This window comes from Adlercreutzia faecimuris (genome assembly GCF_022669055.1).
Classification (GTDB): domain Bacteria; phylum Actinomycetota; class Coriobacteriia; order Coriobacteriales; family Eggerthellaceae; genus Enterorhabdus; species Enterorhabdus faecimuris.
Genome location: NZ_JAJMLW010000001.1, coordinates 475577 through 493601 on the forward strand (window position 1 = coordinate 475577; position 18025 = coordinate 493601).

Below are 18025 nucleotides of genomic sequence, written 5' to 3' on the forward strand. Positions count from 1 at the left end.
TGTGGAGCAGATGGCGACGTCCTGTGGCTTTTGAATGGGTTGGCTGCGGCGTTTGTTGCCAACGAAACAGCGGCCTATCAGAATGAAGCTTCGTGAACAGTGTAATCGTCGCTGGCCATAGCGCTCGGGATACGAGGAACGGAGTCTCGCACCATGGCTAAATCGTACAACCGGAACTCCTACGGCTCGGGCGCGCGCTCGGGCAGCTCGCGTTCCCGCTACTCCACCTCCAGCTTCTCGCCGGTGGGGTCGCACATGAAGTCGGCCCGCGCCCACGAGCGCCAGCGCACCGAGCAGGGCTACGCGCCCGCATCCGGGCGCTCCGGCGCGCCGGGCTACCCGGCCGGTCCCACCAACCCCTACTCGCGCGGCTCGCACAGCGAGACCTACCAGGTGGGCAAGGCGAAGAAGCGCAAGCGCAAGAAGATCGCCCTCATCTCGCTCATCGTGGTGCTGGTGTTGGCCCTGGGCGGCGCTGGCGCGGCCTTCGCTTACGTGAGCAGCATCCAGTCCAACATGCAGCGCAACGTCGATCCCGAGATGATGAAGGTCTTGGAGCAGACCACCCCGCCGGGCGACCCGTTCTACATGGTGCTCATGGGCACCGACGGCTCGGCCGAGCGCGACGCGTCGGCGGAGTACGCCGGCGACAACTACCGCACCGACAGCCTCATGCTCGTGCGCGTCGACCCCAAGCAGAAGAAGGTCACGCTCGTCTCGCTCATGCGCGATACCAAGATCGACATGGGCAAGCACGGCATCCAGAAGCTCAACGCGGCCCACGCCATCGGCGGCGCGCCCATGACGGTGCAGACGGTGTCGCAGCTGGCCGGCGTGCCCATCACCCACTACGCCGAGATCAACTTCGACGGCTTCAAGGAGGTCGTGGACGCCCTCGGCGGCATTGAGGTGGACGTGCCGGTGAAGATCGCCGACCCGCGCGCCGGCTACCTGGAGGCCGGCCCGCAGCTGCTCGACGGCGACGGCGCCCTGGTGCTGTGCCGCTCGCGCCACACCTACGACGACCTGGGCGACGGCGACGGCTACCGCGCCGCCAACCAGCGCATGGTCATCAGCGCCATCGGCAAGAAGATCCTCAACAGCGACCCGGCCACCATGGCCGCCACCATCGAGGCGCTGTCGAAGTACGTGACCACCGACATGGGCGTCATGGACATCATCAGCCTGGCCACCAACCTGCGCGGCATGAACATGGAGACCGACTTCTACACCGCCGTCGAGCCCACCACCTCGGAGTACAGCAACAACGTCTGGTGGGAGATCCTCAACAAGAACGAGTGGAAGAAGATGATGGACCGCATCAACCAGGGCCTGCCGCCCACCGAGGAGGACATCGTCGACGAGGCCACCGGCATCGTCATCGCCAGCGCCGGCGGCGGGGCCATGTCCGACGACGAGGGCAACACGGCGCGGTCGCGGGCGAAGCGGTCGGGCACCGTGTCGGTGCGCAACGGCTGCGGCGTGGCCGGCGTGGGCGCCGAGGCGGCCGAGGCCATCACCGAGCTGGGCTACAAGACCGAGGCCGGCAACGCCAACCACAGCGACTACACCGAGACGGTCGTCGTCTACGGCAAGGACGAGCAGCAGCAGGACGCGCAGGAGATCGCCGATCTGCTGGGCAAGGGCCGCATCGTCAAGAACAACAACGAGTACATCTACAGCAGCGACTTCCTCGTGGTCATCGGCAAGGACTGGGTGGAGTAGCGCGCGGCCGCCCCGCGGCGGCTGCGGTGAGTGAAGACGAGGGGGCGCCGCCGGGCGCCCCCTTTCCGTGGAAGGGGGGGGAGCGCCGTGCGGATTACTGTCGTGGCGGTGGGCAAGCTCAAGGAGCGCTTCTGGGCCGACGCCTGCGCCGAGTACCTCAAGCGCTTGGGCGCCTACGCCAAGGTGGGCGTCGTGGAGGTGGCCGACGTCGACCCGGGCCGCGCGGGCGGTGTCGACGCGGCGCGCGCCAAGGAGGGCGACGCCATCCTGGCGGCCCTGCCCGCCGGCGCCCACGTGGTGCTCATGGCCATCGAGGGGCGGCAGCGCTCGAGCGAGGCGCTCTCCCGCCGCATCGACGACCTGGCGCTTTCTGGCACGAGCGACATCGCCTTCGTCATCGGCGGCAGCGACGGGGTGAGCCGCGCCGTCTACGACCGTGCCGACGAGACGCTGTCGTTCGGGCCCATCACGCTGCCCCACAACCTGGCGCGCGTGGTGCTGCTCGAGCAGGTCTACCGCGCCTTCAAGATATCCCGCGGCGAGCCCTACCATAAGTAAGGAGGCCGTTTCGAGCCGTCGCCCCCGGAATGCGCGCCTGATTTGCAAATTCGGACGGTTTTGCACCCCCACTCGAGCGCCGTCGCCGACAATGGGCACCGCTGCTCTCGTAGATCCCCAGGTCACGGTAGCGCGATGCAGGCGCGGCACCGTCGCGGCGGAGCACAAGGGCCGGTGGAAGAGTGCAAAACCGTCCGAATTTGCAAAGGAAGGCCGATTCGGGGAGATTTAAGCCGATTCGCGAGCGAGGATCGGCTTCTCTGCTACGCTTGCTCATGCTGAAAATACGGAAAGGAGCCCCATGCGCCTCATATCGTGGAACGTCAACGGCCTGCGCGCCGTGCTGAAGAAGGGCTTCCTGGAGACCTTCGATGAGTTCGGCGCCGACGTGTTCGCGCTGCAGGAGACCAAGCTGCAGCCAGGCCAGGTCGACCTGGACCTGCCGGGCTACTGCCAGTTCTGGAGCTACGCCCAGAAGAAGGGCTACTCGGGCACGGCCGTGTTCTGCAAGGAGCGCCCGCGCCAGGTGCTCCACGGGCTGGGCGACGACTACCTCGACGCCGAGGGGCGCATCGTGGCGGCGGAGTTCGCCGACTTCTGGTTCGTGGACGTGTACACCCCCAACGCTCAGGACCAGCTGGCGCGCATCGACCACCGCATGCAGTGGGACGACGCCTTCCGCGACTTCTGCAAGGGGCTCGAGGACGGCGTGCTGCCGGCGGGGGTGCCCGTGGAGCGCGACGGCGACGAGGGCTTCGGCGTGGGCCATGCCGCCGACGACCTGCCGCTCACCCAGCCGGGCGAGACGGCCGACCCCAAGCCGGTGGTGATGTGCGGCGACTTCAACGTGGCGCACGAGGACATCGACCTCAAGAACCCGGGCCCCAACCGGGGCAACGCCGGCTTCTCCGACGAGGAGCGCGGCAAGCTCACCGAGCTCATCGACGCGGGTTTCACCGACACGTTCCGCCTGCTGCATCCCGACGTGGCGGGCGCCTACTCCTGGTGGAGCTACCGGTTCAAGGCGCGGCAGAACAACGCGGGGTGGCGCATCGACTACTTCCTGGTGAGTGACGAGCTGCGCGACGCCGTGGAGGGCGCGTCCATCTACAGCGAGGTGATGGGCAGCGATCACTGCCCGGTCGGCATCGAGCTCGATCTGGGCTGACGCCGGCGCGGCGCGCGGGCCCTCCCGACCTGGCGCGGCCGTGGTAAGATAGGCGCCGCTCGCTGCGGCGGGCCTTTCGCGGGCGCGCGTCGCGCATCCCGCGACCAACTTGAAGGAGCGAAGAGGTGGACAAGCAGAAGATAGAGGAGGGCGTGCGCCTGATCCTGGAGGGCGTGGGCGAGGATCCGGATCGCGAGGGGCTGCTGGAGACGCCGGCCCGCGTGGCGCGGATGTACGAGGAGATCTTCGCCGGCCTGACCGAGGATCCTGCGCGGCACTTCGAGACCACCTTCGACGAGCATCACGACGGCATGGTGCTCGTGCGCGACATCCCGTTCTACTCGATGTGCGAGCACCACCTGGTGCCCTTCTTCGGGCGCGCGCACGTGGCCTACATCCCCGGCGCCGACGGGCGCGTGTGCGGGCTCTCCAAGCTGGCGCGCCTGGTGGACGCCTTCGCCAAGCGCCCGCAGGTGCAGGAGCGCCTGACCACCCAGGTGGCCGACACGCTGGTGGCCGAGCTCAACCCCCAGGGCGTCATCGTGGTGATGGAGGCCGAGCACATGTGCATGTCGATGCGCGGCGTGCGCAAGCCCGGCGCCAAGACGGTCACGAGCGTCATGCGCGGCGTCTTCGAGGACGCCGCCACTCGCGCCGAGGCCATGGCGCTCATCATGCGCGACTAGCGGATGCGAGCGCGCTACCCCTTGTGGGCGGCGTAGTACGCCTGGAAGCGGGCGATGTCCTTCTCGTACATGACGAGGTCGGCCTTGGGCTCCTCCAGGTAGAAGGGGACGTCGGCCAGCGCCGGGTGCACGGTCAGGGCCGCCAGGGCCTCGAAGCCGATCTGGCCCTCGCCGATGGGCGCGTGGCGGTCGGCGTCGGAGCCGAGCGCCTCCTTGATGTCGTTGAGGTGCACGGCCTTCAGGCGGTCGAGCCCGATGGCCTGGTCGAACTTGCCTAGCACGCCGTCCAGGTCGTTCTTGAGGTCGTAGCCGGCGGCATAGGCCGACGAGGCGTCCAGCAGCACGCCGACGGGCGCGTCCTTGCCGATGCCGTCCAGGATGGCGGCCAGCTCCTCGAAGGTCGAGCCGATCTGCGTGCCCTCGCCGGGCATGTTCGCCAGCAGCAGCGGCACGTCGCGGCGGGTCTCCAGCACGTGGCGGAAGGCGGCCGAGGCGTTGGCGATCCCCTGGTCGCGCGGGGTGTCGCCGATGGATCCGGGGCGCACCAGGTAGCGCGACCCGGGCATGAGTGCCAGGCGCTCCAGGTCTTCCAGCATCACCATGCGGGCGAAGTCCTGCTTGGCCACGTCTCCCTCGCCGGGATCCACGTCGTAGGGCGCGTAGCCCATGACGTCGCGCACGCCGTGGGCGGCCGCGTAGGCGTTGAAGGCGTCGACGTCCTTCTGGTCGAGGGCCCGCTGGGCCCCGCCGCGCGGATTGCGGGTGAAGTACTGGAAGGTGCTGCCCTTGATGGAGACGGTCTCCTCCGCCATGCGGAGGTAGCCGTAGTGGGTGGAGAGGTGGCTGCCGATGGTGAGCATGGGTTCTCCCTTCGATTGGATGCGCGCCGGGGCGCGCCGGCCGGGCGCCCGATGGCCGCGGTGGTGCGGCGGCGCTCGTCCGTCCATCGTAGGCGCGCCGGAAAGCGCCGCCTAAGCCGCGCCCGCATCCGTGGGCGATCCGTTGAGCTAGAATTACCTTCGTAACGAACCGATGCCCGCAGCCGCCCGGCCGAGCCGTCGCCGGCGGCGCGACGACCCCCAAGGAGAACCCCATGAAGTGCGTTATCTCGGTACTCGGCAAGGACCGCAGCGGCATCGTGGCCGCCATCGCCACCACCCTGGCGGAGTGCAGCGCCAACATCGACGACATCAGCCAGACCATCCTCGGCCAGGGCGACATCTTCTCGATGACCATGCTCACCACGCTGGCCCCCGAGGCCTGCGACTTCAACACCGTCCAGGAGAAGCTCGAGAAGGTGGGCGCCGACCTCGGCGTCCAGATCATCATCCAGCGCGAGGACGTCTTCCAGATGATGTACAAGATCTAGTCTGTTCCGCCGTTGCTGACGCAACGGTGGCGAACTCGACGCTGCGAGGCCCTGGGACGCCTGCCCTTGGCGCTTTTGCGCTTGCCCTCACGCACCGAAGTGCGTTCGGCCGCGCAACGCGCCAATGACAGGCACCCCAGGGCCTCTCGCTGTCTTCCTTGGGCGAACCGGTGAGAAAAACGCGGACGCTTCCTACTGCCCGGGCGCCTTGGGGGCCGGGGGCATGCCGGGCGCCGCGGGGGCACCGGGAGCGCCGGGGGCCGCGGGAGCGCCGGGCGCGCCGGCGCCGGGCACCGCGTAGGGGCTCGCCTCGGGCAGCTCGGCGCCGCAGGCGGGGCAGGCCGTGGCGTCCGCCGGGCACTTCCCGCCGCATTCCGGGCAGCTTCTCTCGATCTCAACCGCTGCTGGTCTGAAGCACATGGAAACCTCCTCAGGGTCGTGGGCCAGGGGGCCGCGCACGCGCCCCCGCCGGCACTATAAGCGGCGTCGCCCGCTCAGGGGAAGCGCCGTTTTCGCGACGCCGGCGTGTCGCGTCCGGACACAGCGGCCGGACGCATCTTCCCCGCGTAGGGCCTGAAAACCTGTTTCCGTTTTGGACACAGGAATAACGCCTCTTCGTTGATTCCCTTTCCCTCCTCCGCTCCGTATCGTGTGCCGTAGGGTGCACCCCCTGATACCGCTCAGGCAGCCGGGCGGAAACGGAAAGAGGAGGAAGAATGGAATTCAAGGACGATTTGGGCAAGCCTTGGCGCTATGAGGACGACGGCCTCACGGTGACCCGTTCCTGCGTGTGGTCGCCTCCGGGGTGCCATCCCGTGGGATGCGGCGTGAAGTTCTACGCCGACGAGGACGGCACGCTGGTCAAGGTCGAGGGCGACGAGAACCAGCCCGTCACCAAGGGGCGCCTCTGCCCGCGGTGCCTGACCCTGAAGGACTACGTCAACCATCCTGACCGCATCAAGTACCCCATGAAGCGCGACCCGAAGTACCGCGGCCAGGCCGACAAGTGGGAGCGCATCACCTGGGAGGAGGCCTTCGACCTCATCGAGTCGGAGTGGAAGCGCATCACCGCCAAGTACGGCCCCACCTCGGTGGCCGTGTGGGCCGGTACCGGTCGCGAGGGCGGCACGTTCATGCCCTACGCCGCGGCCATCTTCGCCACCCCCAACTACTGCTACACCCAGTCGGGCTACGCATGCTACCTGCCCCGCATGGCCGCGAGCGCCTATGTCCTGGGCGCCGTCTACCCGGAGATCGACTTCGCCGGCGGCCTGGAGGGCACCTACGACAACCCCGAGTTCAAGGTTCCCGAGGTCATCATGCTGGTGGGCAAGGACCCGCTGCCGTCTAACCCCGACGGCTTCTTCGGCCACTCGGTGGTCGACCTCATGAGGCGCGGCGCCAAGCTCATCACCATCGACCCGCGCACCAACTGGGTGTCCACCCGCGCCGCGTACAACCTGCGCCTGCGCCCCGGCACCGACACGGCCCTGCTCATGGCCATGCTCAACGTCATCATCAACGAGGATCTCTACGACCACGACTTCGTGGAGAAGTGGACCTACGGCTTCGACCAGCTGGCCGAGCGCGTGCAGGCCATCCCGCCGGCCAAGGCGGCCGTCATCTGCGACGTGCCCGAGGAGGACATCATCGCGGCGGCTCGCATGTACGCCAACGCCAAGCCGGCGTCCATCGCCTGGGGCCTGGCCACCGACCAGAAGGCCAACGGCCAGCAGATGGCCCACTGCGTGATGGCGCTCATGGCCATCACCGGCAACATCGACATCCCCGGCGGCAACATCATCGGCGGCTTCGCCGACTCGCTGAACGAGCCCGGCTTCGGCTTCTCCACCATGACCGACGAGACGAAGGACGCCCTGCTCGGCCTGCACGAGTACCCGGCCTACTGCGGCATGCTGCTCAACGCCCACGCCGACCTCATGCTCAAGGCGCTCGAGACCGAGGAGCCCTATCCCATCAAGATGGGCCTCTACGCCGGCAACAACCTGCTGGCCGGCACCTGCGCCGCCGAGCCGCGCCGCTGGCACGACGCCATGATCAAGAGCCTGGAGTTCAACATCGGCTTCGACGTGTGGATGACCCCGTCCACGCAGTCGACCTGCGACCTCATGCTGCCCCTGACCACGGTGGCCGAGCGCGACGGCGTGGTGTTCACCCACTACAGCTCGCTGCCGGTGACCTACGGCATCATGACCCCGGCCATCAAGCGCATCGGCGAGACGAAGTCGGACATGGAGCTCGGCTGGGAGCTGGGCCGTCGCCTGCAGCCGGAGTTCTGGTCGCAGTACACCGACTTCGAGGACTTCGTTTCCAAGTTCCGCCTGATGGGCAAGATGTCCCTGTCCGAGGCGCGCGAGAAGGTGTGCATCCAGCGCGGCCACACCTACCGCAAGTACGAGAAGGGCCTGCTGCGCGGCGACGGCCAGCTGGGCTTCAACACCCCCACCGGCCGCGTCGAGCTGTGGTCGACCATGTTCCAGCGCTTCGGCGACGACCCGCTGCCCTACTACGAGGAGCCGCAGTACAGCCCCGTGTCCACCCCGGGCCTGCTCGACGAGTTCCCCTTCGTGCTGACCACGGGCGCCCGCCGCTACGAGTACTTCCACTCCGAGGGCAAGCAGATCCCCTACCTGCGCGAGATCCACCCCGAGCCCACCTTCGACATCAACCCCGCCGACGCCGAGGCCCTGGGCATCGCCCAGAACGATATGTGCGTGCTGCGCAATCAGTTCGGCGTGTGCGAGCTGCGCGCCAACGTGTCGCCCATCGTCAAGCCGGGCGTCGTCCAGGCCGATCACGGCTGGTGGTATCCCGAGGAGGATCCCAACGAGCCGCACCTCTACGGCGTGTGGCGATCCAACATCAACAGCCTCATCCCCAACTTCCACACGGGGAAGATGGGCTTCGGCGCCCCCTTCAAGTGCATCCTGTGCAGTGTGAAGAAGGGCAGCCTCGCTGACGAGATGAGCCACGAGGAGCTCATCGCCGGCGGCTACGACCGCCCGGCCCACCTGGATTGGAAGGAGGGGCGCAATGCCTAGCTACGGACTCCTGATCGACTACGAGTACTGCTCGGGCTGCCATGCCTGCGAGGTGGCCTGCAAGGAGGAGCACGGCTTCCCCGTCGGCAAGTTCGGCATCCGCGTGTACAGCGACGGCCCCTGGCAGATCAACAACCGTCAGACCAACTGGAACAAGGTGCCCGTGCCCACCGACCTGTGCGACCTGTGCGCCGACCGCGTGGCGGCCGGCCGCAAGCCCACCTGCGTCCACCACTGCCTGGCCAACGTGATGAAGTTCGGCACCATCGACGAGCTGGCCGAGGACCTCAAGCGCAAGGACAAGCAGGTGCTGTTCGTGCCGCGTCCCGGCGGCGACCTGGACTGGCGCGAGGAGATCGACACGACGAGCGTCGTCGACAAGCTGCGCGGCGCCGACATCGCGCTCGAGTACTCCGTCGCCGACGACTCCGCCCTCGACGGCGCGTCCAACGCGAGCTTCAAGCTGGCCCTCCAGCGCGAGGAGCACAAGCTGGACGACCGCCAGAAGGTCGACTAAGGGGGAGCCATGACCGTCGTGACGTTTCACTACCAGGGCCGCACCGCCGACGGCGAGGTGTTCTATGACAGCCGCAAGGGCGAACCGTTCGAGCTCACGCTGGGCACGCACATGGTGATGCCCAAGCTGGAGGAGGGCCTGGCCGGCCTGGCCGCCGGGGATCGCTGCTCCATCCCGGTGGGGATGGCCTACGGCGAGCGCGACGAGGGCGCCGTCCAGACGCGTATCTTGAAGGAGACGATCGAGGACGGCGAGCACCTGGAGGAGGGGATGGAGGTCATGTGGACGAGTCCGCGCAACCCCCACAAGCCCATTCCGGCCAAGATCGTTCGCGCCGACGACCGTTCCTTCGACATCGACTTCAACCATCCGCTCGCGGGCGAGGAGATCGTCTACGACGTGGAAGTGCTCTCGGTGTCCTAGGGGGCGGCCACCGTGTGCTGGGGTTGCAATCCGCTGTGCGGGGGCTGCCGGCCCCCGCGCCAGAAGGCCGTGCAATGCCCGGCGCGCGGGTGGTATAACGTCTTCGACGTGCAGTGCAAGGGAAGGCCCCGTGAGGTCGGATGCGTCCGGTGCCATCATGACCTCACGGAGCAGTCCGTGTCCCAGGCGGCGATGTGCGAGCGCTTCGGCGTCGCCTGCGCCAACCCGTGCGGCCTGGCCTCCCAGGTGGAGGCGGGCCGCGACCTGGGGCGCTGCCAGAACCGGGTGGAGCCGGATGAGTGGCACGCCCTGCGAGACGCCGTCTGAGGATGCTTCGGGACGCGCCGCCGCCGGCGGCAGAGGGGATGGTCGTGGCATGGAGATCCAGTGGCTTCGGGAATACGTCCAGCTCTGCAAGACGCTCAACTACCGGAAGGCGGCCGAGCAGCTGTTCATCACGCCCTCCACGCTGAGCAAGCACGTCATCCTCATCGAGAAGGAACTTGATGCCCAGCTCCTCGTCCGCGATACCCGCTCGGTGTCGCTCACCGAGAGCGGCCGGCTGTTCCGCGACAGCGCCGTCAACGTCCTGCGCGAGCTCGACATGGTGTCGAGCCAGCTGAGCCGCGGGTCCTCCGTCCAGGGGGAGCTGCGGATCGGGGGCGGGCTGCGCTTCACCAAGCTCAACGAGATCATCTACCCCATGGTGTCCCATTTCGAGAAGAAGTATCCGGATGTCAACCTCTACGTGGAGGACATCCAGTATCACGACTATCGGGAAGACCTGATGAAGAACGCGTTCGACATCGTGTTCTCGCTGCGGCTTCCCACCATGAACGAGGAGGGGCTGGTCTACCACGACCTGTTCACGCTGCCGCTGTGCGCCTGGGTCGCGGGCGGCAACCGCTATGCCGACGCCGAGTCCGTGACGCTCGCCCAGCTGTCGGAGCAGCGGTTGCGCATCCTCGAGGAGGAGCGCTGCCCCGCCTACGCCGCCTACCTGCGCGACCTGTTCGCCGCCCGCGGGCTGCCCCTGCGGGTGGGGAAGTCGCTCAACCAGGCCATGGCGCTCGACGGCGATTCCTTCGGGATCACCCCCGAGTTCGTGCCGACCAGCCACTTCGGGTTCGGCATGGGGTCGATCCCCATAGCCGACGGCGAGGACGTGCTGTTCAGCCTGGTGAGGCGCAGCGGGAACCCCAACCCGATAGTCGACCTGTTCTACGAGGAGTTTACGCACGCCTACGGGTGACGGGTCCGTCGCCCCGGGCTGAAGAGGAGGATGCATGAAATTCGTCTGGGGAGTTATCGTCAACCTTGTCCTGTCCTTCGTGCTGTCCCTGACGGTGGGCATCGCCACCACGGCGTTCAACGGGATGCCGGTGAACTGGGACACCATATCGATGCCGCTGCTCTACGGCACCATCATCGGCACCATCACCACCACCGTCATCCCGGTCAACGTGCTGGGGATGAAGTTCGCCGCCTTCAACAACGCGCCGCAGGGGACGGCCCTGTGCGCCATCTACAAGAACTTCGTCATCCTGGCCATCATGATTCCCATCATGAACTTCTTCGTCACGGGGCTGATGATCGGGTTCTTCACCCAGGAGTTCGTCAACGGGTGGCTCTACCCCATTCCCGCGGTGTACCCCGTGGGCTACGTGACCGCGCTGCTGTTCGAGCCGGTGGCCATGGGCGTGGCGAGCTTCGTCACCCGCTTCAAGCCGACTCCCGCGGTGGCCGAGGACGCCCTGGCCGTGTAGCGCGCGGTGGGCGCCGGGCGCGGGGAGGGCGTGACGCGCGGAGTTGCGCGCGGGCGCTGCGCGGGGGGCTGCGCGTGGAACGCGGGCGTTGCGCGGAAGGTGCCCGCTGGGCGTGGGCCGCAGGTGTCACGGTTTTCTGACTTCCTGGAAACGTGAGGTTCTGTGTCCACATATTGTGGTAGTATGTGCGAACCTTACAAGATATGGTGACGTGCCAAAAGGCGCGGCGCTGCGGATGATAGGAGTCACCCATGGAGAACATGATGACCGTCGACGGCGTGAAGGTGCAGGTCAACTACGCGCACAAGGACGACGCGCCCCTGACCGATCCCGAGGTGCAGGCCTACATCAAGCGCGCCTACGACAAGTACCCGCACGGCAAGCTCGAGTCGCTCGTTCTGGACGTCGACGGCGAGGACGTGGGCATCCACTACGGCCTGGCGCCCGTCAAGTTCGACCGCATCCGCCGCATCACCGGCTACCTGGTGGGCACCCTCGACCGCTTCAACGACGCCAAGCGCGCCGAGGAGCACGACCGCGTCAAGCACCAGGTCTGCTGCTAGCCCGCGCTAAACGAAGCAAGCAGCGGGGCCCTCTCGTCGAGAGAGGGCCCCGTTTTTTATACGTGCGATCGCGTTGGGCTTGCTGCCGCTACTCCGCGGGGGTGAAGGTGGGGGTGGCGGGGGCGGGGAGCTCGGCGGCGCAGTGGGGGCAGCGGGTGGCTCCCTCGCGCACCTCCTCCAGGCAGAAGGGGCACTCCGGCGCCTTCTCGTCCATCACCTCGCCGTTCTTGCCGCGCACCTTCGAGCCGGCGTCCTTCATCTTGTTGAACGCCTTCACGATGAGGAACACCACCCACGCCACGATGAGGAAGTTGATGATGGCGCTGATGAACGCCCCGAAGTCGATGCCGTTCTCGGTGCCGGCGACGGGGATGGTGAGGCCGGCCACCTCGGTGCCGTTGCCGCCGGTGATGAGCTTGATGAACGGGTTGATGATGTCGCTGGTGAGGGACGTGACGATGGCGGTGAAGGCGGCGCCGATGATGACGCCGACGGCCATGTCCATCACGTTGCCGCGGTTGATGAACTCGCGGAACTCGCTGATCAGGTTCTTCATGAGCGCTCCTTCTCGATGCTTCCAGCGCGCCTGCCGCGGGCGCCGGGCGGCGCACCCGGGGCCGCGCGGGCCGTTGGTACGGGAAGCAGTATAGGGCCGTGCTAGAATGCACGACGAGTTATGCCTCATTTGATGATTAGCCGATTACTTCGATTTCCCGAGGTTGCCATGACCAGGATCCACTCGTTCACCGTGCCCGTCGATGCGGATATCGTCGATGCGTTCTGCCTGATGCAGAAGGGGTTCACCGACCAGTTCGTCTACTACGCCAAGGATCGTCCTGTGCGCTACCTGGGGCTGGGGCGCTGCATCGCGCTGCCGGCGCTGGAGGACGCGGAATGCGAGTACGACGGTCCCGTGCGCGAGGAGGCGGTGTTCTTCTCATTCAACCGCTTCGATGCCGAGAACCCCGCGCCGGCCGACGAGCTGTTCAGCTCGTTCCCGCGGCTGCGCTTCATGCTGCCTGAGATCGTGCTTCTGGAAAACGAGCGCGGGCGGTTCCTGCAGGTGAACTCGCTGGGGCCGGTGTACCCCGGGCGCGTCGAGCGGTTCCTGCGGCTGTGCGCCCAGGCGCCGGCGCGCACGCGCGAGACCATCCCGTACCGGCTGGAGGACGACTCGCGCGAGGAGTGGCGCCGCGCCATGGGGGCCGCCACGGCGGCCATCGAGGCGGGGCGCGTGCAGAAGGTGGTGCTCTCGCGGCGCAAGCGGCTGGTGGCCGAGCGCCCGTTCTCGTCGAAGGACCTGCTGGTGAACCTCATCGACGGCGACGCGCGCGGCACGGTCATCCTGTACCGCTACGCCGACGTGTTCTTCTGCGGCTGCACGCCCGAGCTTCTGGTGCGCAAGCGCGGCCAGCGGGTGGAGAGCATGTGCCTGGCGGGCACGTGCCCCGCCGGCGCCGACGAGGCCGAGCGCGCCCGCCTGGCGGCGGAGCTGATGGCCGACGAGAAGAACCGCGCCGAGCACGACTACGTGGTGCGCTTCGTGCGCGAGGTGTTCAACCGCGTGTGCTACGACGTGGACGTGCCGGCCGAGCCCGAGATCATGAGCCTGGCGCACGTGCAGCACCTGCACACGCCGGCCACCGCTCAGGTGCTGGAGGGCGTGGAGCTGTGGGACCTGGTGGGCGACCTGCACCCCACGCCGGCCACCGCCGGGCTGCCCGTCGGCGAGGCGATGATGCTCATCCGCTCCATCGAGGCCTACAACCGCGGCTTCTACGTGGGGGCGGCCGGGTTCGTGGACGCGGCGGGGGACGGCGAGTTCTCCGTGGCGCTGCGCACCGGCGTCTTCGACGGCGAGGTCGGCTGGGTGTACGCCGGCTGCGGCATCGTCGGCGCGAGCGACGCCGATGCGGAGTTCGACGAGATCGACCTGAAGCTGAAGACGGTGCTGTCGGCCTTCGAGGGCGCGTAGCGCGCGGACGTGCGGCTGCTGGCCGTTGGCGTGCGGGGCGTGCGGCGGCCGCGAGTGGCGCGCGGGGCACGCCGACGTGCAAGCGCGCCCGTGCGGGCGCGTGGGCGTAGGAAGCCCTCCAATATAAGACTGGCCTTCCCGCAGACGGCGGTTGAGAATGGAGCGAGGACGGGCGAGGAAAGGACGGAACCATGGCGGAACAGGAGCTGACCCACGCGCAGAAGACGGCGCGGTATCTGGGGGCGTTCTTCGACGAGCTGGTGCGCTGTGGCGTGCGCGACGTGGTGGTGAGCCCCGGGTCGCGGTCGACGGGCCTGGCGATGACCGCCTTCGAGCTGAGCTGCCGCCGTCCCGATGAGCTGCGCGTGCACGTGGACGTGGACGAGCGCGGCGCGTCGTTCGTGGCGCTGGGGCTGGCGAAGGCGACGGGGCGCCCGGCGGCGCTCGTCTGCACGTCGGGCACCGCGCCGGCGAACTACTTCCCGACCGTGCTGGAGGCGCAGACCTCGCGCATCCCGCTGCTGGTGCTGTCGAGCGACCGTCCCGTCATGCTGCTGGGCCTGGGCGCCCCGCAGACGACTGACCAGGTGAAGCTGTTCGGCGACGCCGTGCGCCTGTTCCGCCAGATGCCCGAGCCCGAGGGGACGCCCAAGGCGGTCGCCTTCGCGCGCCAGGCCGCCCGCGAGGCGTGCATCGCTGCGCTCGGTCGCGGGCGCGGGGCGGCGCCGGACGCCGCGCCGGATGACGGGGCGTTTCCCGTGGCGGCGCGCGGGTGCGCGCAGGACTGCGCGCCGGTGCACCTCAACTTCCCGCTGGACGAGCCGCTCAAGCCCGACTTCGCGGTGGAGGGGCTGTTCGACGCCGGCCTGAGCCCGCTGGCGGCCCTGCCGGCCGACCCCGCCGCGCCCGGCCCCCTCGTCGGCGCCCGCGCGGTGCCCGACGCGCGGGCCCTCGACGCGCTGGCGGCCCTCATCGCCCAGGGCGGCGTGGCCGTCGCGGCGGGCGAGGGCACCTGCGAGACGCTGGCCGAGGCGCGCGAGGTGGCCGCGTGGGCCGAGCGCTGGCGCCTGCCGCTTCTGGCCGACCCGCTCTCGGGCCTGCGCTGCCTGGACGCGGCCTGCGTCATCGACAGCTACGACAACCTCTTCGCGCGCGAGGACTGCCCGCTGCCCCGCGCCCTCATCCGCTTCGGGCGTTGGCCGCTCTCCAAGCGCGCCTTCAACGGGCTGGCCGCCGCGCGGCCCGTCCAGGTGGTGGTCGACGCCGCCGAGACGCGCGACTTCAACCTGATGACCGACCTGTTCGTCCCCTGCACGCCCCTCGACCTGGTGCGCGCCATGGGCGACGTGCCCGCGCTCGCCACGAACGCGCAGGGCGCGCAAGAGGGGGAGGGCGCGCCCCACGCCGCGGCGCAGGTGGCCCCCGCCCCCGTGTCCGCCATGGGCGCGCAGGACGCGTACCTGGCGCGATGGGTGGCGCTCAACGAGGCGGAGCGCCCGCGCATCGAGGCGGCGCGCGACGCCGGCGACGGCTTCGAGGGCGCCTACCTGAGCGCGCTTCTGGCGCGCGTGCCGGCCGGCTCACTCCTCTTCTCGGCCAACTCGCTGTCCGTCCGCGCACTGGACACGTTTTTGCTCAAGCCCGCGCCCGGCACGGGCGACCGCCCGCTGGCGGTGCTAGCCAACCGCGGCCAGAACGGCATCGACGGCGTCACGTCCACGGCCATCGGCGCCGCGTGGGCCTTCCCGCGGGCGACCTTCGTCACAGGCGACCTGACGTTTTTGCACGACCTGAACGCGCTGCACCTCCAGCGCGAGCTGCTGCACGCGGCGCCGCGTCCGGACGGCACGGTGCCCTCGCTCACCATCGTGCTGCTCAACAACAACGGGGGAGGCCTGTTCGACATGCTGCCGCAGCAGTCGGAGGAGCCCTACTTCGAGCGGCTGTTCCTGGTGCCGCACGACGCCCGCTTCGGGCACGCGGCCGACGCCTTCGCCGTGCCCTACCGGGCCGTGGAGCGTGTCGAGGACCTGGTGGCCGCCTACGACGAGCTGTCGGGCACCCCGGGCCTCAGCCTCATCGAGGTGACCGTCCCGCTCGCGGGCGTGAAGGCACGCTACGCCCCCTACCAAGGATAGTAAGGAGGGGCAGGGGGCGCAGCGCCGGTCGAGGGGGGACGAGGTGATCGCCCCCGCGGCTGCCGGCTCGGGCCGGGCGCGCGTCGTGCGTTTCCCAGCTCAGCGCGGCAGTCGCGGGGGCGGCCCCCGGCGCGCGCGGCTGCCGCGCACCCGGGGGCCGAAACGCCCTAGCGCTCGTAGACGACGGTGCCGCCCAGGATGGTCTTCTCGGGCGTCACGGTGCGGTAGCGCTCGACGTCGCCCGTGATGAAGTCCTCGTCGAACAGGCACAGATCGGCGAAGTTCCCCACTTCCACCGAGCCCATCTTGTCGTCATCGTGGCTGAAGAACGCGGCGTTCTTCGTGTACATGATGAGGGCCTGGATGGGAGTGACCTTCGACTCGTCGCCCTTGGAGAGGATCTTGCCCGTGGTCTCGTCCAGGCGGGTGATGGCGTAGTACATGCCCAGCATCGGGTTGGGGGTCACCACCGGGCTGTCGGAGCTGCCGCCGGCGAGGATGCCCTCGCGGAACATGAGGCCCGGCGACTGGAAGCGCTCGGCCTGCTCGGGCCAGAACAGAGGCTCCTCGCCCATCTGGGCGACGATGGTCGGCTGGAGGCACACGCCCACGCCCAGCTCGCGCATGATCGGCCACTGATCCTCGTAGGGCAGCTGGTAGTGGATGAGGTAGTGGCGCAGCTCCTTCACCGGGCGGATCTTGTTGGCCTCCTGGAAGGCGTGCAGCGCGCGGTCCTCGCTGGCGTCGCCGATGGTGTGGATGCCGAACTGCCAGCCGAGCTCGGTGGCCTTGCACACCAGCGCGTCGATCTCCTCCTGGCTGTAGATGGTGTCGCCGTAGAAGCCGGGGCGCTGGCGATACTCGCGGCGGCTCATGGCGGCCGTGAAGGCGGCGGTGATGCCGTCGAGGGTCACCTTGCAGCCGTTGAGCTTGAGCATCTCGTCGCCGAAGCCGGTGACGCAGTCCATCTCGTCGAGGCGGCGCAGGTTGTCCTCGAACGACCCGAACTGCGGATCCAGGTAGAACATGAGGTTGGCGCGGTAGCTCAGGCGCTTCTGGCGGTGCGCCTCGTTGTACATGTGCATCTGCTTGTAGTTGAGGTTCGCGTCGATGACGCTGGTGATGCCGAAGGCGTTGAGCTTCTGGCCGATGAGCTCGATGGACTGGAGGTGCTGCTCGTCGGTGAGGGCGGGCTTGGTCTTGAGCATGGGCTGCAGCGCGCCGTTCTCCCACAGCAGGCCGTTGAGCTCGCCGTCGTCGTAGTGGCCGATCTCGGCGCCCTCGGGCTGCGGGGTGTCCTTGGTGTAGCCCACGGCCTCGAGGGCCAGCGAGTTGGCGGCGATGGTGTGCACGGTCATGTGCAGCAGGAACACGGGGTTGTTCGGGGCCACGGCGTCCAGGTCGCGGCGGGTGATGAGCTCCTGGCTGTCCTCCCAGATGAGCTCGTTCCAGCCGTCGCCCTCGATCCACTCGCCGGGCTCGGCCTGGGCGGCCTTCTCGGCGATGGCGTCGAGGATGGCCTGGCGGCTCTTGACGCCCATGAAGTCGAGGTTGAGCAGGTTCTCGCCCGTCCACTTCGCGTGCATGTGGCACTCGACGAAGCCGGGGGTGAGGATCTTGCCCGTCGCGTCGATGACCTGGGTGTGCTCGCCGATGAGGGGCGCCACCTCATCGGCGGTGCCCACGGCGATGATCTTGCCGTCCTTGGCGGCCACGCCGCCGTTCTCGATGATGGGGAAGTCGGTCTTGCCGGCCTTGACCTCGTCGCAGGTGAGGGCGACGGTGTAGATCTTCGCATGCTGGATGACCAGGTCGGCCTCGGGATACCACGTGTTCATAGCTGCTCTCCTTTTCCGGTGCGTAGTCGTGCGCGGAAAAGAGCGGAGGATCCCGGCCGGCGCGGCAGGCCCCAAGGCCCGCGTCCGTCGGCGGATTCCGTGGCGTATCGTATCATCCCGATCCCCACGATACGCCCCGCGCGGCGGCATCGGTATCGGCCGGATGGGGGATATCGCGGCGCGTTATCATCCTTTCGGCCGATACCGGACGGCCGCGGCCGTGGGGTAGGATGGCCG

General features: G+C 68.5%; 18 protein-coding genes. 14 read left to right on the plus strand and 4 right to left on the minus strand.

Annotated elements, in window-relative coordinates; genetic code table 11:
- Nucleotides 1-153: 153 nt before the first annotated feature.
- The 4 genes from LPT13_RS01675 to folE all read left to right on the plus strand — a co-directional run bounded on the left by LPT13_RS01675 (nt 154) and on the right by folE (nt 4137).
- Nucleotides 154-1725, plus strand: coding sequence for an LCP family protein (locus tag LPT13_RS01675; protein WP_242162843.1), 1572 nt, complete (start codon nt 154-156; stop codon nt 1723-1725).
- A gap of 87 nt (nt 1726-1812) precedes the next feature.
- Nucleotides 1813-2283: a 23S rRNA (pseudouridine(1915)-N(3))-methyltransferase RlmH gene (gene rlmH, locus LPT13_RS01680; protein WP_242162845.1), complete on the plus strand. Its 471-nt coding sequence runs from the start codon at nt 1813-1815 to the stop codon at nt 2281-2283.
- A gap of 301 nt (nt 2284-2584) precedes the next feature.
- Complete coding sequence (locus tag LPT13_RS01685) at nt 2585-3451, plus strand: exodeoxyribonuclease III (protein ID WP_242162847.1); 867 nt, start codon at nt 2585-2587, stop codon at nt 3449-3451.
- Between the two features lie 125 nt (nt 3452-3576).
- A complete protein-coding gene (gene folE / locus LPT13_RS01690) occupies nt 3577-4137 on the plus strand; it encodes a GTP cyclohydrolase I FolE (protein WP_242162849.1) in 561 nt (186 codons plus the stop codon).
- A gap of 14 nt (nt 4138-4151) precedes the next feature.
- On the opposite strand, the gene LPT13_RS01695 is transcribed toward folE, so the two are convergent.
- Nucleotides 4152-4997, minus strand: coding sequence for a deoxyribonuclease IV (locus tag LPT13_RS01695; protein ID WP_242162850.1), 846 nt, complete (start codon nt 4995-4997; stop codon nt 4152-4154).
- A gap of 233 nt (nt 4998-5230) precedes the next feature.
- Between LPT13_RS01695 and LPT13_RS01700 the strand changes: the two genes are divergently transcribed.
- Nucleotides 5231-5506: an ACT domain-containing protein gene (locus LPT13_RS01700; RefSeq protein WP_242162853.1), complete on the plus strand. Its 276-nt coding sequence runs from the start codon at nt 5231-5233 to the stop codon at nt 5504-5506.
- Nucleotides 5507-5698: 192 nt separating this feature from the next.
- Here LPT13_RS01700 and LPT13_RS01705 read toward each other — a convergent pair whose 3' ends face one another.
- Complete coding sequence (locus LPT13_RS01705; RefSeq protein ID WP_242162855.1) at nt 5699-5926, minus strand: hypothetical protein; 228 nt, start codon at nt 5924-5926, stop codon at nt 5699-5701.
- A gap of 296 nt (nt 5927-6222) precedes the next feature.
- Here LPT13_RS01705 and LPT13_RS01710 point away from each other — a divergent pair, with 296 nt between their 5' ends.
- The 7 genes from LPT13_RS01710 to nrdD all read left to right on the plus strand — a co-directional run bounded on the left by LPT13_RS01710 (nt 6223) and on the right by nrdD (nt 11837).
- Entirely contained in the window at nt 6223-8568 is a 2346-nt protein-coding gene (locus LPT13_RS01710; protein WP_242162857.1) for a molybdopterin-dependent oxidoreductase, read from the plus strand.
- The gene (locus tag LPT13_RS01715) at nt 8561-9085 is read left to right on the plus strand and encodes a 4Fe-4S dicluster domain-containing protein (protein ID WP_242162859.1); all 525 of its coding nucleotides are present in this window, start codon (nt 8561-8563) and stop codon (nt 9083-9085) included. Before LPT13_RS01710 ends, LPT13_RS01715 begins: the two co-directional genes overlap by 8 nt.
- 9 nt (nt 9086-9094) lie before the next feature.
- Nucleotides 9095-9508, plus strand: a complete 414-nt coding sequence (locus LPT13_RS01720) for an FKBP-type peptidyl-prolyl cis-trans isomerase (protein ID WP_242162861.1) — start codon at nt 9095-9097, stop codon at nt 9506-9508.
- Between the two features lie 177 nt (nt 9509-9685).
- Nucleotides 9686-9835 (plus strand): hypothetical protein, encoded by a 150-nt coding sequence (locus tag LPT13_RS01725; RefSeq protein ID WP_242162863.1) that lies wholly within the window; start codon nt 9686-9688, stop codon nt 9833-9835.
- A 49-nt stretch (nt 9836-9884) separates the two neighbouring features.
- Nucleotides 9885-10760, plus strand: a complete 876-nt coding sequence (locus LPT13_RS01730) for a LysR family transcriptional regulator (RefSeq protein WP_242162865.1) — start codon at nt 9885-9887, stop codon at nt 10758-10760.
- Nucleotides 10761-10794: 34 nt separating this feature from the next.
- Nucleotides 10795-11274, plus strand: coding sequence for a hypothetical protein (locus tag LPT13_RS01735; RefSeq protein ID WP_242162867.1), 480 nt, complete (start codon nt 10795-10797; stop codon nt 11272-11274).
- A 251-nt stretch (nt 11275-11525) separates the two neighbouring features.
- Entirely contained in the window at nt 11526-11837 is a 312-nt protein-coding gene (nrdD, locus tag LPT13_RS01740) for an anaerobic ribonucleoside-triphosphate reductase (protein ID WP_242162868.1), read from the plus strand.
- 88 nt (nt 11838-11925) lie between these two features.
- On the opposite strand, the gene mscL is transcribed toward nrdD, so the two are convergent.
- Entirely contained in the window at nt 11926-12393 is a 468-nt protein-coding gene (mscL, locus tag LPT13_RS01745; protein ID WP_242162870.1) for a large conductance mechanosensitive channel protein MscL, read from the minus strand.
- 168 nt (nt 12394-12561) lie between these two features.
- Here mscL and LPT13_RS01750 point away from each other — a divergent pair, with 168 nt between their 5' ends.
- Both LPT13_RS01750 and menD read left to right on the plus strand, forming a co-directional pair.
- Entirely contained in the window at nt 12562-13812 is a 1251-nt protein-coding gene (locus LPT13_RS01750; RefSeq protein WP_242162872.1) for an isochorismate synthase, read from the plus strand.
- Between the two features lie 191 nt (nt 13813-14003).
- On the plus strand, nt 14004-15950 hold the full coding sequence (menD, locus tag LPT13_RS01755; RefSeq protein ID WP_242162874.1) for a 2-succinyl-5-enolpyruvyl-6-hydroxy-3-cyclohexene-1-carboxylate synthase: 1947 nt from the start codon (nt 14004-14006) through the stop codon (nt 15948-15950).
- 167 nt (nt 15951-16117) lie between these two features.
- Here the strand turns inward: menD and LPT13_RS01760 are convergent, their stop codons facing one another.
- A complete protein-coding gene (locus tag LPT13_RS01760) occupies nt 16118-17788 on the minus strand; it encodes an amidohydrolase (protein WP_242162876.1) in 1671 nt (556 codons plus the stop codon).
- Between the last annotated feature and the right edge of the window lie 237 nt (nt 17789-18025).

Bases quoted from the DNA above. Each gene is read 5' to 3' on its own strand.
- LPT13_RS01675 (WP_242162843.1), top strand. From the start codon at position 154: ATGGCTAAATCGTACAACCGGAACTCCTACGGCTCGGGCGCGCGCTCG.
- LPT13_RS01685 (WP_242162847.1), top strand. From the start codon at position 2,585: ATGCGCCTCATATCGTGGAACGTCAACGGCCTGCGCGCCGTGCTGAAG.
- LPT13_RS01695 (WP_242162850.1), bottom strand. From the start codon at position 4,997: ATGCTCACCATCGGCAGCCACCTCTCCACCCACTACGGCTACCTCCGC.
- LPT13_RS01700 (WP_242162853.1), top strand. From the start codon at position 5,231: ATGAAGTGCGTTATCTCGGTACTCGGCAAGGACCGCAGCGGCATCGTG.
- LPT13_RS01705 (WP_242162855.1), bottom strand. From the start codon at position 5,926: ATGTGCTTCAGACCAGCAGCGGTTGAGATCGAGAGAAGCTGCCCGGAA.
- LPT13_RS01710 (WP_242162857.1), top strand. From the start codon at position 6,223: ATGGAATTCAAGGACGATTTGGGCAAGCCTTGGCGCTATGAGGACGAC.
- LPT13_RS01715 (WP_242162859.1), top strand. From the start codon at position 8,561: ATGCCTAGCTACGGACTCCTGATCGACTACGAGTACTGCTCGGGCTGC.
- LPT13_RS01720 (WP_242162861.1), top strand. From the start codon at position 9,095: ATGACCGTCGTGACGTTTCACTACCAGGGCCGCACCGCCGACGGCGAG.
- LPT13_RS01730 (WP_242162865.1), top strand. From the start codon at position 9,885: ATGGAGATCCAGTGGCTTCGGGAATACGTCCAGCTCTGCAAGACGCTC.
- LPT13_RS01735 (WP_242162867.1), top strand. From the start codon at position 10,795: ATGAAATTCGTCTGGGGAGTTATCGTCAACCTTGTCCTGTCCTTCGTG.
- nrdD (WP_242162868.1), top strand. From the start codon at position 11,526: ATGGAGAACATGATGACCGTCGACGGCGTGAAGGTGCAGGTCAACTAC.
- mscL (WP_242162870.1), bottom strand. From the start codon at position 12,393: ATGAAGAACCTGATCAGCGAGTTCCGCGAGTTCATCAACCGCGGCAAC.
- LPT13_RS01750 (WP_242162872.1), top strand. From the start codon at position 12,562: ATGACCAGGATCCACTCGTTCACCGTGCCCGTCGATGCGGATATCGTC.
- menD (WP_242162874.1), top strand. From the start codon at position 14,004: ATGGCGGAACAGGAGCTGACCCACGCGCAGAAGACGGCGCGGTATCTG.
- LPT13_RS01760 (WP_242162876.1), bottom strand. From the start codon at position 17,788: ATGAACACGTGGTATCCCGAGGCCGACCTGGTCATCCAGCATGCGAAG.